This window comes from Marinobacter sp. PE14 (assembly GCF_053566155.1).
The window spans coordinates 418,271-433,011 of sequence record NZ_JBQXNY010000002.1 but is presented as its reverse complement, the minus strand read 5'-3'; the positions used below and the strand labels follow the sequence as shown (position 1 = coordinate 433,011).

11 protein-coding genes are annotated in these 14,741 nt (G+C 59.6%); 8 read left to right on the top strand and 3 right to left on the bottom strand.

The window, feature by feature from the left end; genetic code table 11:
• Positions 1 to 33 precede the first annotated feature (33 nt).
• Both ACWJ62_RS07910 and ACWJ62_RS07905 read right to left on the bottom strand, forming a co-directional pair.
• On the bottom strand, positions 34 to 1,464 hold the full coding sequence (locus ACWJ62_RS07910) for a GTPase/DUF3482 domain-containing protein (RefSeq protein ID WP_449285689.1): 1,431 nt from the start codon (positions 1,462 to 1,464) through the stop codon (positions 34 to 36).
• Positions 1,461 to 2,870: a DUF2868 domain-containing protein gene (locus ACWJ62_RS07905; protein ID WP_449285688.1), complete on the bottom strand. Its 1,410-nt coding sequence runs from the start codon at positions 2,868 to 2,870 to the stop codon at positions 1,461 to 1,463. The genes ACWJ62_RS07910 and ACWJ62_RS07905 overlap by 4 nt, the downstream gene beginning before the upstream one ends.
• Positions 2,871 to 2,967: 97 nt before the next feature.
• On the opposite strand from ACWJ62_RS07905, the gene ACWJ62_RS07900 reads away from it, so the two are divergent.
• Positions 2,968 to 3,330, top strand: coding sequence for a DUF6164 family protein (locus ACWJ62_RS07900; RefSeq protein WP_449285687.1), 363 nt, complete (start codon positions 2,968 to 2,970; stop codon positions 3,328 to 3,330).
• Positions 3,331 to 3,341: 11 nt separating this feature from the next.
• Here the strand turns inward: ACWJ62_RS07900 and ACWJ62_RS07895 are convergent, their stop codons facing one another.
• Positions 3,342 to 4,253: an alpha/beta fold hydrolase gene (locus tag ACWJ62_RS07895; RefSeq protein ID WP_449285686.1), complete on the bottom strand. Its 912-nt coding sequence runs from the start codon at positions 4,251 to 4,253 to the stop codon at positions 3,342 to 3,344.
• A gap of 354 nt (positions 4,254 to 4,607) precedes the next feature.
• Here ACWJ62_RS07895 and ACWJ62_RS07890 point away from each other — a divergent pair, with 354 nt between their 5' ends.
• The 7 genes from ACWJ62_RS07890 (at position 4,608) to ACWJ62_RS07860 (ending at position 14,562) form a co-directional block, all read left to right on the top strand.
• Positions 4,608 to 6,713 (top strand): 3-hydroxybutyrate oligomer hydrolase family protein, encoded by a 2,106-nt coding sequence (locus ACWJ62_RS07890; protein WP_449285685.1) that lies wholly within the window; start codon positions 4,608 to 4,610, stop codon positions 6,711 to 6,713.
• A 142-nt stretch (positions 6,714 to 6,855) separates the two neighbouring features.
• Positions 6,856 to 8,268, top strand: a complete 1,413-nt coding sequence (locus ACWJ62_RS07885; RefSeq protein ID WP_449285684.1) for a sigma-54 interaction domain-containing protein — start codon at positions 6,856 to 6,858, stop codon at positions 8,266 to 8,268.
• 324 nt (positions 8,269 to 8,592) lie between these two features.
• Positions 8,593 to 9,645 carry a TRAP transporter substrate-binding protein gene (locus ACWJ62_RS07880; RefSeq protein ID WP_449285683.1) on the top strand — a complete coding sequence of 351 codons (1,053 nt, stop codon included), beginning with the start codon at positions 8,593 to 8,595 and terminating at the stop codon, positions 9,643 to 9,645.
• A gap of 116 nt (positions 9,646 to 9,761) precedes the next feature.
• Positions 9,762 to 10,400, top strand: coding sequence for a TRAP transporter small permease subunit (locus ACWJ62_RS07875; protein WP_449285682.1), 639 nt, complete (start codon positions 9,762 to 9,764; stop codon positions 10,398 to 10,400).
• Entirely contained in the window at positions 10,400 to 11,764 is a 1,365-nt protein-coding gene (locus tag ACWJ62_RS07870) for a TRAP transporter large permease (RefSeq protein WP_449285681.1), read from the top strand. The genes ACWJ62_RS07875 and ACWJ62_RS07870 overlap by 1 nt, the downstream gene beginning before the upstream one ends.
• A 13-nt stretch (positions 11,765 to 11,777) precedes the next feature.
• Positions 11,778 to 12,557: a 3-hydroxybutyrate dehydrogenase gene (locus ACWJ62_RS07865; protein ID WP_148608369.1), complete on the top strand. Its 780-nt coding sequence runs from the start codon at positions 11,778 to 11,780 to the stop codon at positions 12,555 to 12,557.
• 16 nt (positions 12,558 to 12,573) lie between these two features.
• Positions 12,574 to 14,562 carry an acetoacetate--CoA ligase gene (locus ACWJ62_RS07860; RefSeq protein WP_449285680.1) on the top strand — a complete coding sequence of 663 codons (1,989 nt, stop codon included), beginning with the start codon at positions 12,574 to 12,576 and terminating at the stop codon, positions 14,560 to 14,562.
• The last annotated feature ends 179 nt before the right edge of the window (positions 14,563 to 14,741 follow it).

The following is a 14,741-nucleotide window of genomic DNA, read 5'->3' as shown; positions in this document are numbered from 1 at the left end:
TGATGGAATAGCTTTCTAGTATAAACATCCCTTTCAGGTTCGGTTCAACCGCCAATCGTCGTAAACGATCATCGCCTGCTCAACCGCCGCGGTAAATGTCTCCCGCTGGCGTTGCTCGAGAGGTCGCCGTTTTCGGCGCTTGTCGAAGGCCCGCTGGATGTCCTGTCTGCTGGTTTTTCCAAGGCTTTCCAGCCAGTGATGGTCTGCTGGCTCCAGGTCCAGCAGGTCTCGTCCGGCGTGATTCCGGTGGCTAATGTGCCACCAATGATCCACGGCACGTCCCAATACAACATAGCCGAACTGACTGTCCTGTACAGGACCGAAGGTGGCTGTCTTCAATCCGTCACGAAGTACGCCGATGTTCAGCGCCGGCAGGGCCAGTCGGTCGCCGTATAAATAACTGCCGGCGGCGCCAATCAGTCCGCCCACCAGAGCTCCGGTTCCAAGGGATGAGCCGAAGGTCAGTGCGTCGATGCCGGCACCGCTGACAGCGCCCGCGCCGAAGCCGGCGGTGGCCAGATAGCGCTTGCTGACGGCCCAGGCTTGGCGGCTGTCTTCCGAGAACAGGTCGTGTTCGCTGTGCCACTCGAGTTCTGCTTCCTGGCGGCGGATGCGCTGGTGCTGGTACAGGTGCTCGATATCCACGCGCAGGGTCTGTTCCCGCTTGCGCTGGTGGCGATACCAGTGGTCCCGCAGCTGTTCGGCCAGAGAACCGTCGCTGGTTTCGACAGCCTGGCCGGCGGTGAGGGTGCGTTTCTCCTGGTAGGACATCATGTCCTCAAGCGCTCTGACGATCAGTGCTGCGGCCTGTTGGCGGCGCTGCTGTCGCTGGCCGGACAGGTAGTTGGTGGCCTGCTCCAGTGGCATTTCCCAGTCTGGCTCGAGCTGTCCGAAAGCCCGTAGAAGGCCGAGATGTTGCTCAAAACTGGCGCGAACGGCGTCGAAACGGCGGACAACCTGAAAGAACTGGCCCAGGGCGGCCTGCCAGGTATCACTGTAGTCGTCGGTACCGATGCTGTTGATCAGGGCCAGGCTCGGGCGGCCAGTCCAGCGCAGGATGGTCATTTCTGCCTCGTGCTCTGCGCTGTAGGGCACCGAGCCGTCCACAACGTAGATGATCCCGGCACCCTCGATCAGAGGCTTGAGGAGCTCACACTCATCAGTGAACCGGCCGTCCCCCTCATGCTGTGCCACAAAGGCTTTGACAGTGTCTGCATGATCAGAGGCGGAGACACTGTGGGCCTCCAGCCACTCCATTACCCGTCTCGGCCGCTGGAATCCGGGGGTGTCCACCAGAGTGTAGAGGGTCTGACCGTCCACCCTCAGCGGGTAGGCCTGATGCCTGCGTGTGGTGCCAGGTTCCAGGGCAATGGCGATGGCGTCGTTCTGGGACAGGGTCGCCACCACACTGGATTTACCCTTGTTCGGGTGTCCGACGACCGCAAACGTTGGTATCTGAGTCATGACCCGCCCTCGATGGCTGTATAGGGATCCTGAATCTGAAAGGGGGGCAGAGACACCTGGACAAACTCGCTGCCCACCCTATCGGCAAACCGCAGCCAGGGCTGGATCTGGTGGGCATCCGGTTGCTGATTGCTGTCCGGGGCCAGTGGGACCAGCGCGACCCTGGAGTCGTCTGGCCAGATGTCTCGGGCGGCCGACAGGAAGTCCTGAAGCTCGCCGGTGGGGGGTTGCCAGCAGCGAACCAGCAGGATGACCGCCTTGGCGCGGTTTTTCAGATGCTCGGCGATCCGGTTCAGGGCCTGATCATCGTCCGAAAGGCTGGCGCTGCCGCCGGCCCGAAGCACGAGCTGCTTGCCTGATCGAAGCGACTCTGGCAATTCCGGTTCACCGGCGCCGGCCCAACACAGCAGGATGTCGCTGTCGGGCAGTGGTAGCAGGTTGCCTCGAGTGTCGGTGTCCGGCAGGTCGTTGGCATCATGGTGGCTGTTGCCAGTGTCCAGGGCGGGCGTTTCCATGCGATACAGCAGGGCGTGCATGGCCGGATGACTGGTGAGCAGGCGTCGGGCTTTCTGCCGGGCCTGCAGGGACGCCCATACCCAAAGAAGTACCCTTGGCAGAAGAACCCAGGTTGCCCACATCATGGTCACAAACGGCCACCACTGGCCCCAAAGGGCCGGGTCAGGACTTGCCGTTGGGTTTCCGGCCCGGAAAAAACGCGTCGCCTCGACCAACGCCAGATCCGGGGCCGCAGCCGGCCAGAGCCAGGCCCAGGGCGTCGCAATGGCCTTTACCAATCCGTGATAGCTGGTGGCAGCAGTGTTCAGCGTGGTGCTCCAGCCGAAGGCGAGGTCCTGCATGACGACCATGGTCAGCAACGTAAACAGCCCTGCGATGGCGAACGCAATACCGCCCAGGTGAGCGGCCCTGGCCATGAGGACGGGCTGCAGACGATTGAAGGCGCCGTTCCCCGGGTTGACCCCCAGCCGCCGCGCCAGCCAGCGCCAGGGCTGCCACCCGGCCATGGCTTGCAGGGTAGTTAGCAGGGCAAATGTCAGGTTCAGCAACACGAAGGCCAGAAAAACCGTGACGTTGATGCGCTGGCCACCGTCGTAAAACAGCAGCCCGGCCATCGCCAGCATGCCCGCGACCAAGCCCAACGCTGCAAAACCGCCGTTGATTCGGCGCCAGGATGCCAGTGTCTGGTCCGCGGATGTCGGGGTTGTCCGGGGACCACTGAGTCGGTTCAGATGGGCCAGCCAGCGGGCAGCGTCCGGAGCCGCACCCTGCTCTTCACAGACGAGTGCGAACTTGCGGTCCCGTCGATGCAGGAAGGTAGGCGGTTGTGATCTGTCCCGTTGCGCCTGGCTGTCGAACTCCAGCAGCAATCGGAGGGGGTTGTCGGTCATTCAGGGTTCCGGTGTCGAATTCGGGCTGTCGGGCCCCGTCGGGCTTTAGTGCTAGGATATAGGGATACCCGCACCTGATACCAGACAACGAGAGTCCATGCCCCACCATCTGATGAACCTGCGCCATGTACCCGATGACGAGGCCGAGGAAATCCGGGCTCTGTTTGATTCCCATGAGGTAGCCTATTATGAGACGCCACCAAGCCGCTGGGGCATCAGCATGGGCGGTTTCTGGGTCCACGATGACGAGGAGGCGGCCCGGGCCCGGGCGTTGCTGGATGAGTATCAGCGGCAACGTTATGAAACCCAGCGGAGGACCTACGAGGAGCACCTGGCCAGGGGCGAATCCGGCGGTTTCTGGTTCATGCTCAGGCAGCGGCCAATCCGGACTCTGGCAGCCTGCATTGCCATTCTGGTAATCATGGGCCTGAGCCTACTGCCGTTCATCCGGATCGGATAACAACCCGGCAATCAGCGACCATTCTGGCGGTCGAGGAACGCGATCGCCTCGTCAACCGCATCGCCGGCCGTCAGAAAGCTGGTGACATGCCCTCGAAGATGCATTTCATAGAGTTCGCTGTATACCTGATGACTCGCCAGTACGTCCCTGAAACGTTCAGCCTGGCTGAAGGGCACGAGCATGTCCATGGCGCCGTGAAACAGGAAAAAGGGCGGTGCATTGGCGGTCACATGGCTGATCGGTGAGGCATTGCGATAGGTGTCCGGCATCTCTTGCTGCTCAGCACCCAGGAACTGCCGGATCAGCTTGCCCGAACCAAACGCCATGAGGTCGGACGGCAGTCCGCCGGCGACAACAGCTTGCAAACGGGACTCCGGCCCCCCAAAGGGCTGGTTCAGCTCGCTGTCGGAACTTGCCACCAGGGCCAACAGGGCAATCAGATGGGCGCCGGATGAGAAACCGAAACCGCTGACTTGCTTGCGGTCGAGGCGGTACTCGTCGGCATGCTCGTTCAACCATTGGCGGGCGAGCTGGAGATCGTGCAGCTGCGCCGGGAAGGTGTATTCCGGTGCGAACCGGTAGTCGATGTTCAGCACCGCGAAGCCGTGGCTGGCCACATCTTCCGCGATCCAGGCCATGTCTTCACGGGACCGTCGTTGCCAGCCACCCCCGTGAACCATCAGGACCACCGGATGACGATGCTCTGAAACCTCATTTTCCGGCAGGTAAAGGTCGGCAAACAGGCGTTCTGGCCAGTTGTCGGGGGAGAACTGTAAATTGCTCTTTACCTGAAAGGATTGCTCTCCCGGCAAGGCCTCGTTCTCTGGTCCATCGTGATGGGTCGCGCATCCGGCCAGCACCAGCAGGCTGCCAATGATGCCGGCCAGTCCACGCCATCTGGCCCCTGTTCGGTAACCGGGCACTGGGATCTCCTTTTTCAGGCGGATTACAATCTTCTAACGAATTTACGACAGGCTGATATTGATGGATGTCGGTACGGTTCGGATTGCCTTATCCAGACTCCATTGTCCGACATTCAGTACACTGTCCGGATTCGAGGACAACCTGTTCAAGGCTCGCAATGGGCGGGTTTTTCGATGATTGCCGGGCCCAGGGCTGTCCGGAAATCCGGAATTATTCTCCCAAGTTCAATTCATAGGCACATTTAATATATATAAATCAGCTATATAACTAATTGGCACAGGATACGCATGGCGTTCCCGGGGCCCGGCTTGAGGCCTGGTCTGTTCGTTTACAACAACAAACAAGGAACGATCATGAAACGAATAATGCTCTGCGCCCTGATCGGCGCCACGGGGTTGACCCTCTCAGCTTGCAAGGATAATCCACCGTTTAACGAAATCCCTGGCTTCATTCAGGGCGATATCAGTCAGACCAGCTATGACGGTATTACCGATGACCTGCTCACTGCGGGCCTGGGTGCCAGCGGTCTGGCCAGTGCGCCCGGGCCTGCATTCGCAGACCCTTTGAATCCTGCCGCTGCAGAACTCCGACGGTTGGCGATCTATAACAACTACCGTGCACTGGTGGATACCGCACCCGGAGGCGGTTATGGAACCTTCTTTGGTCCGCAGGTCAACGCCAGCGGTGAAGGCCTGATTCCGGGAGATGAATTCATCGCCTACATGACGGTGCCAGGGACCGACGTGCCGGTAACCGTGATGGCCCAGGTGCCCGATAGTTTTGATCCTGATCGACCCTGCATGGTCACGGCGCCTTCCTCCGGCTCCCGGGGCATCTATGGTGCTATCGGCACCGCTGGCGAGTGGGGCCTGAAAAAAGGGTGCGCTGTCGTTTACACCGACAAGGGCACGGGAACCGGTTCCCATAATCTGGCCACAAACACCGCCCAGCGGATTGATGGCACGCTCACCTCCGATGATGAACCAGTGCAGTTCCGGGCCGACCTGACCGATGAGCAGCGAGCGGATTTCGACAGCGCCTGGCCGGATCGCCTTGCCTGGAAGCATGCCCACTCCAAAGCCAATCCTGAAGCCGACTGGGGCCAGCATGTACTGCAGTCCATCGAATTCGGGTTTTACGTGCTGAACGAGAAGTTTGGCCGGGAACTGGGCAACGGCGAAACGCTTCTGACCATCAAACCCAAAAACACCGTGGTCATTGCCTCCAGTGTCTCCAACGGTGGTGGTTCTTCCGTCCGTGCAGCCGAGCAGGATACGAAGGGCCTTATCGATGGCGTGGCGGTGTCCGAGCCCAACGTGAACCCGCAGGTGGACCGAAGCTTCACCATACGCCAGGGCGAGGGCCCGGAGATTACCGAGCACAGCCGCAGCCTGCTGGATTACACCACGGCCCTTGCCGTCTATCAGGGCTGTGCCAACCAGGCGCCGGCGATCCGGGACGATGCGCCATTGAACGCCACCTTCAATCCCCCGGCAATCGGCGAGAATATCTGTAACTCCCTTGCCAACAAGGGTCTGGTGAGCGGTGCCACTCTGGATGACCGAGCCACAGACGCGCTGCGCATCCTGAACGAGGAGTTTGGTATTCAGCCGGAGCAGAATCTTCTGGCGCCGGTGCACTTCGGGCTCGCCGTAGCCCAGAGTATTTCCATGACCTATGCCAATGCCTATGGTCGGGCCGGTGTCGAGGATCGTGTCTGTGATCTCAGCTTGGCGGCAGTGGATGGCGCCGGGGCAGTGACTCCGATAGCGCCGGGGGTAGAGGCCGCTCTGTTCTCTGTCAGCAATGGCATTCCACCGTCTGCCGGAGTGAACATCGTGTACGACAGTGCCGATGGCCAACCCACCAACCTTCCTGCCAGCGCGTCACCAAGCACCAATCAGCTGGACTATGGCCTGGATGCCCTGCTGTGTCTTCGGAGCCTTGCCCAGGGTAGTGACGCCATCAGCGGGAGTGCACTGGCTGGTTCTGACGCCGAGCTGGCAACCGCCATTGCCGAAGGTATTTCGGAGGTGCGTGCTTCCGGTGACCTTCAGGGCAAGCCCACGGTGTTCGTGACCGGTCGTGCCGACGCGATTCTGCCCATCAACCACACCTCCCGGCCCTATTTTGGTCTGAACCAGCGAGTGGAGGGAAAGAAAAGCAATCTGCGGTACTACGAAATCCTGAACGCCCACCATTTGGACGTGCTCAATGGCTTCCCTGGCGTTGCCGACCGTTATGTGCCCTTGCACCACTACTACTTCCAGGCGTTGGACCTGGTCTGGGCCAATCTGACCGAAAAGCAGGCGTTGCCGCCAAGTCAGGTAGTCCGGACTGTGCCACGGGGCGCAATTACAACACCGCTGGCGGAGGCCAACCTGCCGGCGATCGACCCCGCGCCGGATGCCGCCGACCGGATTGTCTTTGCTGACGATCAGGTCCGAATCCCGGAATAAGCGTGACGCATGCCGGCCCGTCGTAGGGCCGGCTTCGTTTGCCCCCGGTCCGGGGGCCCCATATACTTCCGTCACTGCACCCGGCCTGTCGGGTGCAAGGGTTATCAAGATGAACGACATTCGACCCGTTGGTGCGCGGTACATGACACAGCTGTTTTCTGACAACAATAAAAGTGGCCTGACCAGAGACCTGATCGAAGCCCTGTTTCCCATGTTCGAGGAAGCCAGCGCCGGTGCCATCGCCGTGGACTGCGATGCACGGATTACCTGGATTAACAGCAGCTATTCCCATCTGCTTGGCCTGGGCGATCCGTCCACAATCATCGGCAAACCGGTGCGCCAGCTGATCCCTCACACCCGAATGCCCGAAGTGGTTGAAACCGGTAAACCCCTGCTGCTGGACATCATGGAGCACAACCAGCAACAGTTGGTGGTAACGCGCCTGCCGTACTACGACGACGATGGAAAAATCGTAGGTGCCGTGGCCTTTGTACTTTACGACGACCTTCAGCCCCTGACGCCACTGGTGTCGAAATACCGTCGGCTCCACCAGGATCTGGCGGCCGCGCGCAAGGCGCTGGCGAAAAAGGCGCGGGGTACTCGCTACAGCCTCGGTGATTTCGTTGGTGCCAGCCCGGCAGCGCTGGAGGTCAAGCGTCGTGCTCGTTTGGCGGCCGGTCGCGACATGCCGGTTCTATTGCTCGGTGAGACAGGCACCGGCAAGGAAGTGCTCGCCCAGGCGATTCATACGGTCTCGGGACGTGCGGAGAAACCTTTCGTGGGAGTGAATGTGGCTGCCATTCCGGACAACCTTCTTGAGGCCGAGTTTTTTGGCGTTGCACCCGGCGCTTACACCGGTGCCGATCGTCGAACCCGTGATGGCAAGTTCCAACTGGCCAACGGTGGCACTCTGTTTCTCGATGAGGTGGGTGACATGCCGTTGCCGCTGCAGGCCAAGCTGCTGCGAGCCCTGCAAGAGGGGGAGATTGAACCGCTGGGCTCCAACAAGGTGGTTTCCGTGGATGTGCGGGTTATCGCGGCCACCAGCCGAAATCTCGAAGTCATGATCTCCGAAGGAACCTTCCGCTCGGATCTTTATTACCGCCTCAATGTCCTGGAAATCCCCATCCCGCCCTTGAGGGATCGCCTGGCGGATCTTGGTGTGCTCTGCGAAGCACTTCTTGAAGAGATATGCGAGGGTCTGGAGTTGCGGGGTGAGATTACGGATGCCGGCGTCTCGGCGCTGGGCAGTTATGACTGGCCCGGCAATATCCGTGAGTTGCGCAACGTTCTCGAGCGGGCAATGACCATGGGTGAGGAAGGTGGCTTGCTGGATGCCGACGCGATTTTCAAGGTGTTGCCCCGCGGAGGGACCCGTCCGGTATCTTCTCTCGCGCCGCAACCGGTTAGGCCGTTGTCCCAGACTCTTGCTGAGGCAGAGGCCCAAGCCATCGAAGAAGCCCTGGTGGCAAGCCGTGGCAACCGCACCCGGGCTGCCAAGCTGTTGGGCATATCCCGATCCGTTCTTTACGAGAAACTGGCCAGGCTGTCCTGAAATCCGGACGACTGTCTGTTCATCCGTACAATCCCTTACGACTGATGTCTAAGACTGTCCCGAAATCCGGACATTCTTTGCTCGATCGATTCACGCACGAATTCCTAACGTTCTGAAAAATATAGATAAAGTTAATCTGGCATGGAGCCTGCTATATCCGAGGTGCAGGACGTCAGAACAATGCAGAGAACAAGACTGACGCGAACTGTTGGACCCCCATGATTAATCCTGTCCGTCTGTTCCTGCATTCTCTGACTATACTCAGATCAGGCCCCGGCTATCCGCGCCAGGCCAGATACAATAACAAAGCTAGGAGACTTGCCAATGAAACTTCTCAAGGCTCTCACCGGTGTGGCCGGTGCGATCGCTCTTACCACGGGCTCCGCGTTTGCAGACGACCTGCGCTGGAAAATGCCCGTAGCCTTCGCTACCAACCTTCCGGGCCTCGGTTCCCCCGCCGCCTGGGTTGCAGACAACCTTACGACCGCTTCCGATGGCAGCATCCAGGTCCGTGTCTACGAGCCCGGAAAGCTGGTTCCGCCATTTGATATCCTTCAATCCGTCTCGGACGGCAAGGTCTCTGCCGGCTACACCTGGATCGGCTACGACCAGGGCAAAGTGCCTGCAATTCCCCTGTTCGCCGCTGTTCCCTTCGGCATGAAGCCCCCTGCCTACATTGGCTGGTATTACTTCGGTGGCGGCCATGAGATGCTGCAGGAAACCTATGCCAACAAGGGCTTCAACGTTCACGCACAGCTGTGCGGCATCATTGGGCCCGAGACAGCCGGTTGGTATTCCGAGCCCATCAAAACACTGGAAGACTACAAAGGCCTGAAAATCCGCTTCGCAGGTCTCGGTGGTAAGGTTCTCGAAAAACTGGGCGCCTCTGTCACCATGATGCCGGGCGGCGAGCTTTATCAGGCGCTGGAAAAGGGCACCATTGATGCCACCGAATTCTCCATGCCCGCCATCGATCAGATCCTCGGCTTTAACCAGGTGGTCAAGTACAACCTGTTCCCGGGTTGGCACCAGCAGTTCACAGCCCAGTACATGCTGATCAACAAGGACGAGTGGGCACGAGCCACCGAGGCACAGAAGGCGCTGGTTGAGGCTTCCTGCACCGCGGCAACCACTCGTGGCCTGGCCGAGGGTGAGTACAAGAACGGCAAGGTTCTGGCCGAGTTCCAGGACAAGGGCGTTCAGGCCGACCAGATCCCCCGCGACGTTCTGCTCAAGCTGAGGGAAGTAACCGAGGAAGTGCTTGAAGAAGAAGCCTCCAAGGATGCCGACTTCAAGCGTGTCTATGAAAGCCAGCAGGAGTTCATGGAATCCTACAAGATCTGGGATACCCGCGCCTATGTTCCGGCGGACCTTTAAGGTTCGGGGCTGACCCTGGGCACCGGATGCAATTCCGGTGCTCTTCGATCTAGTCTGGATGGCCCTGCGGGGCCATCCTTGTTTCACGGCAGGCTTTCTGAACGAGGAACTGTTGTATGACAGTGTCTGATAAAGGCTCACCACCCGATGTGCATGCATCGGCGTCGGACGCCGGTCAATTTATTCATCATCACACGGAGTTTCCAACCACCTGGTTAAGCCGGGCTCTGGACGCCGTGATTTCTGCAATAGGCAAGAGCGCTTCCTGGCTCTGGATTGTGGTCACGGGGGTGATTATCTACGCAGTGGTGGGGCGCTATGCCTTTGGCATGGGGTCGGTCACCCTGGAGGAAGTTCAATGGCATCTGGCCGGCGCGGGCTGGTTGTTGGGGCTGGGCTACACCCTGGTAACCGATGATCATGTCAGGGTGGATGTGATCCATGAGCGTCTCTCGCTCAAAGGCCAGGCCTGGATTGAACTGTTTGGACTGGTGTTCCTGTTGTTGCCATTTCTCGTGCTGGCGGTCTACGAAATGATTCCCTATGCCGTCAGTTCCTGGGAGCAGGGAGAGACCAGCCAGGCACCGGCGGGCCTTCCCTACCGCTGGATTCTCAAGGGCGTTCTGGCACTGTCTTTTGTGCTCCTGATTACCGCTGCCCTGTCCCGTCTGCTGAAAGTTACTGCCCTGCTTTTCGGCTTTCCGAAGCCAATCCGGGTCGAGTCCGGTGAGAACAAGAAAGAGGATGCGTCCTGATGGAGCTTGAAACCCTTTTTGTAATCGGCATGTTCCTCACGTTCGGGGCGCTGTTGATGACCGGTTATCCGGTTGCGTGGGTGTTGGGCGGCACCGCGGTTATCTGGACCGTTGTCGGTGTTGTCGCCGTTGAGAATTTTGGTGCCAACCTGTGGTTCGACTATTCCTCGTCCATGGGGCTTGTGCCCGAGCGGATATGGAAAGTCGTCAGTAGCGAAACCCTTGTTGCCCTGCCCATGTTTATCTTCATGGGCATCATGCTTGACCAGTCCGGTGTGGCCGAGCGGCTGATGAACAGCATGGTCAAACTGTTTGGCGCCGTTCGCGGGGGCTATGCGGTTACCGTAATCGTTATCGGCGTACTGTTGGCCGCGACCACGGGGATCATCGGTGCTTCCGTGGTACTCCTCGGCATGTTGTCCCTGCCAGTGATGATGGAGAACAAGTACGACAAGGGCTTTGCGGTGGGTACGGCGTGTGCCACCGGGACCCTGGGTATTCTGATTCCGCCCTCCATTATGCTGGTTCTGATGGCTGACCGCCTGGCGGTTCCCGAGGCGTCAGTCGGTGACCTGTTCATGGGCGCCTTCTTCCCCGGCCTTATGCTGGGTGCCATGTACGTCGCCTACGCGATTATCCGTCCGATGCTGCAGCCGAACATTGCGCCGGTGCCGGAAGGTACCGAAAAAGTAAGCTGGGCCATCGTCTGGGAAGTGGCAAAAGCCGTAGTGCCAACCGCCGCGTTGATTCTGGGCGTATTGGGTTCCATCTTTGCCGGCATAGCGACTCCAACGGAGGCTTCCGGTGTGGGCGCCCTGGGCGCTCTCCTGCTGGCACTGATGTCTGGCCGATTGAACCTGAACGTGCTGAACTCATCCATGCAGCAGACGACGCGCACGGCCGCGTTCATCTTTGCCATCTTCCTCGGTGCCACCGCGTTCTCAGTGGTCCTGCGGGGTCTGGGCGGCGACCAGGTGATCGAAGACGCCCTGTTAGGTCTGCCGTTCGGTCCTTATGGCGTGATTCTGACCATTCTGTTCGGTGTATTCCTGCTCGGCTTCTTCCTGGACTGGGTGGAAATCACCCTGATCATCCTGCCGCTGGTTGCCCCGGTTGTGCAAAGCCTTGGCTTTGATCTGGTCTGGTTTACCATCCTGTTTGCCATGTGCCTGCAGACCTCTTTCCTGACGCCACCGGTCGGATTCGCGCTGTTCTATATCAAGGGTGTAGCGCCGCCGGAGATCGCCGTTACCGACATCTACCGTGGCGTTATACCGTTCATCATTATTCAGCTGGTAGCGCTGGCTATTGTGTTCGTGGTACCGGAAATCGCGACCTGGCTGCCCAGCGTGGCTTACGATTAAGGAGAAACTAACCATGCGTCTGGAAAACCGGATTGCTTTGATTACCGGTGCCGGCCGTGGCATCGGCCGGGCCATTGCTGAGGCCTACGGCCGCGAAGGCGCCAAGGTCGCTGTGGCGGATCTGACACTCGAGGCGGCACAGGACACCGTAGCTGCCATCGAGCAGGCCGGCGGCACTGCCATCGCCCTTGAAATGGATGTGACTGACGAAGATGCAGTTGACGTAAACGTCAATTTTGTGGTTAAACAGTGGGGTGGTCTGGACATCGCCATTGCGAACGCCGGCATCCAGCACATTGATCCGGTGCACAAGCTGGCTTATTCCGATTGGCGCAAAGTTATGAATGTGCATCTTGATGGCGCTTTCCTGGTGACTCGCGCGGCACTCAAGCACATGTACGAGAGTGGCGGTGGCACCATGCTCTACATGGGGTCGGTGCATTCTCTGGAGGCCTCTCCCCTGAAAGCGCCTTATGTGGCGGCCAAGCACGGCATGCTGGGGCTGTGTCGGGCGGTGGCAAAAGAGGGAGCGGAACACGGAGTGCGAAGTAACATCATCTGCCCCGGGTTTGTGCGCACGCCACTGGTGGACAAGCAGATTCCGGAACAGGCCAAGGAGCTGGGCATTTCCGAAGAGGAAGTGATCAGCAAAGTTATGCTCAAGAACACTGTGGACGGGGAATTCACCACCCTGGAAGACGTGGCAGAGTTGGCCGTTCATCTGGCTGCATTCCCCTCTGCGGCTTTGACTGGCCAGTCCATCGTGGTCAGTCACGGCTGGCATATGCAGTAACATTCAGGAGATATGGATGAGCAATGAAGAACAATCACCGGTAGTCTGGTCTCCGTCGGAAGACACCCTGGCGAATTCCCGCATGGGCCAGTTCGAGACATGGCTTGAGCAGCAGGGCTTCGGCCCGTTTGCTGACTACCACGCACTGCACCAGTGGTCCATTGATGAGCTGGAAACCTTCTGGCAGAAAGTCTGGGATTACTGTGGCCTTGTCTGCGATACATCGGCTCAAAAGGTACTGGGCAAGCGTGAAATGCCGGGCGCCGAATGGTTCCCCGGGATGAAGCTGAATTTTGCCGCCAACCTGCTGAGGCTCGCGGATGGTGAGCACCGCGATCGTGAAGCGGTCGTGGCCTACTGTGAAACCCGTCCGGTGCTGCGTCGCACCTATGCCGAGGTCAAGGCAGACGCGGGTGCCCTGGAAGCCTTTCTGCGTGACAAAGGCGTTCAACAGGGTGATCGAGTAGCCGGTGTCGTCACCAATGGCTACGAAGCCCTGGTTGGTATGCTGGCTGCGACGAGCCTTGGCGCCATCTGGAGTTCCGCGTCTCCCGATTTTGGCATCGGTGCGATTCTCGACCGCTTTGGCCAGATCGAACCGGCAGCACTGATCGTGGTGAATGGTTATGGCTACGGCGGTAAAGTCTTTGCTCGCCAGCAGGATTTCGCCGAGCTGATTGCCGGCCTGCCGACCCTCAAATCCGTCGTCAGTGTCCAGCAACTGCCGGACGATGCCCCAATTCCTGGTGACCTGGTCACCACCTGGGAAGATGCACTGGCCTTCGGTGAAGGCAAGGCGCCCTCGTTTACGCCGCTGCCACCGGACCATCCGGTCTATATCCTCTATTCCTCGGGTACCACCGGCAAGCCCAAGTGCATCGTCCACGGCAACGCCGGTCTGCTGGTCAACCATGCCAAAGAGCTGATGCTGCATGGTGACGTTGGCCCGGATGACCGGTTCCTGTATTTCACCACCTGTGGCTGGATGATGTGGAACTGGCAGGCTTCCGCCCTGATGACCGGTGCCGCCGTGATTACCGTTGATGGCTCTCCGGGTTACCCGAGTCTGAACTTCCTGTGGGACACCGTGGCGGAAGAGAAGGTCACCCACTTCGGAACCAGCGCCCGCTTCATCGCCGGCTGCCGCAAAGGCGAGCTCAAGCCCGCAAAAACCCTGGATCAGAGCAAGCTGCGAGTGGTGTTCTCTACCGGCTCACCGCTGTTGCCGGAAGATTATGACTGGGTTTACAGCGATGGCGCTCCCGACGCCCTGCTTGGCTCCATTGCCGGTGGCACGGACATCTGCGGCTGCTTCGTCGGCTCAACGCCGCTGCTGCCTGTTCGTCGCGGCGAAATCCAGTGCCGTTTCCTGGGTGTCGACGCTGTCGCCTACGGCGACGACGGCCAGCCGGTCACCGAAGGCCGCGGCGAGCTGGTCTGCCGCCAGCCGTTACCATCCATGCCGGTCAGCTTCTGGCAGGATCCGGACGGCGAGCGCTACCGCGACGCCTACTTCAACACCTTCCCGGGCGTATGGGCCCACGGTGATTTCATCGAGTTCACCGAACACGGCGGTGCCATCATCTATGGCCGCTCCGACGCCACCCTGAACCCGGGCGGCGTTCGAATCGGTACCGCGGAAATCTACCGCCAGGTCGAAACCGTGGCCGAGGTGAAGGACAGCCTCGTCGTCGGCCGCCAGATCGACGGCGACGTGGAAGTGGTTCTGCTGGTGGTTCCGGCCGACGGCCAGGAAATCACCGACGACCTGCTGAAACAGCTCAAGAGCCGAATCCGCGAAGGCGCCAGCCCACGGCACGTGCCCAAGCACATTGTGGAGGTGAACGACATTCCGTACACCCGCAGTGGCAAAAAGGTGGAATTGGCAGTGGCCCGTCTGATCAATGGTTCGAAGAAGGCGGATAATCGGGATGCTTTGGGGAACCCCGAAGCGTTGGATCACATTCGGGAGCGGTTGGCCGAGGTTGGGCTGTTGCCCAGTTGAGGGTCTGAAATCTGATGGAGGCTGTCGGTTTATGCTGTGTTAATCCGACTTACTCTCTTGATTTTGTCGACAAAAATGCTTCCGAGAATGGCCTTGATTGACCGCGCGGAGGCACACCGAGAGGCCCGGTGAGCGGCAGAAGAACCCCTTTCCAAAACTGTGCGGAGCCAGGGATGGCG

Bases quoted from the DNA above. Each gene is read 5' to 3' on its own strand.
- ACWJ62_RS07910 (WP_449285689.1), bottom strand. From the start codon at position 1,464: ATGACTCAGATACCAACGTTTGCGGTCGTCGGACACCCGAACAAGGGT.
- ACWJ62_RS07905 (WP_449285688.1), bottom strand. From the start codon at position 2,870: ATGACCGACAACCCCCTCCGATTGCTGCTGGAGTTCGACAGCCAGGCG.
- ACWJ62_RS07900 (WP_449285687.1), top strand. From the start codon at position 2,968: ATGCCCCACCATCTGATGAACCTGCGCCATGTACCCGATGACGAGGCC.
- ACWJ62_RS07890 (WP_449285685.1), top strand. From the start codon at position 4,608: ATGAAACGAATAATGCTCTGCGCCCTGATCGGCGCCACGGGGTTGACC.
- ACWJ62_RS07885 (WP_449285684.1), top strand. From the start codon at position 6,856: ATGACACAGCTGTTTTCTGACAACAATAAAAGTGGCCTGACCAGAGAC.
- ACWJ62_RS07880 (WP_449285683.1), top strand. From the start codon at position 8,593: ATGAAACTTCTCAAGGCTCTCACCGGTGTGGCCGGTGCGATCGCTCTT.
- ACWJ62_RS07875 (WP_449285682.1), top strand. From the start codon at position 9,762: ATGACAGTGTCTGATAAAGGCTCACCACCCGATGTGCATGCATCGGCG.
- ACWJ62_RS07870 (WP_449285681.1), top strand. From the start codon at position 10,400: ATGGAGCTTGAAACCCTTTTTGTAATCGGCATGTTCCTCACGTTCGGG.
- ACWJ62_RS07865 (WP_148608369.1), top strand. From the start codon at position 11,778: ATGCGTCTGGAAAACCGGATTGCTTTGATTACCGGTGCCGGCCGTGGC.
- ACWJ62_RS07860 (WP_449285680.1), top strand. From the start codon at position 12,574: ATGAGCAATGAAGAACAATCACCGGTAGTCTGGTCTCCGTCGGAAGAC.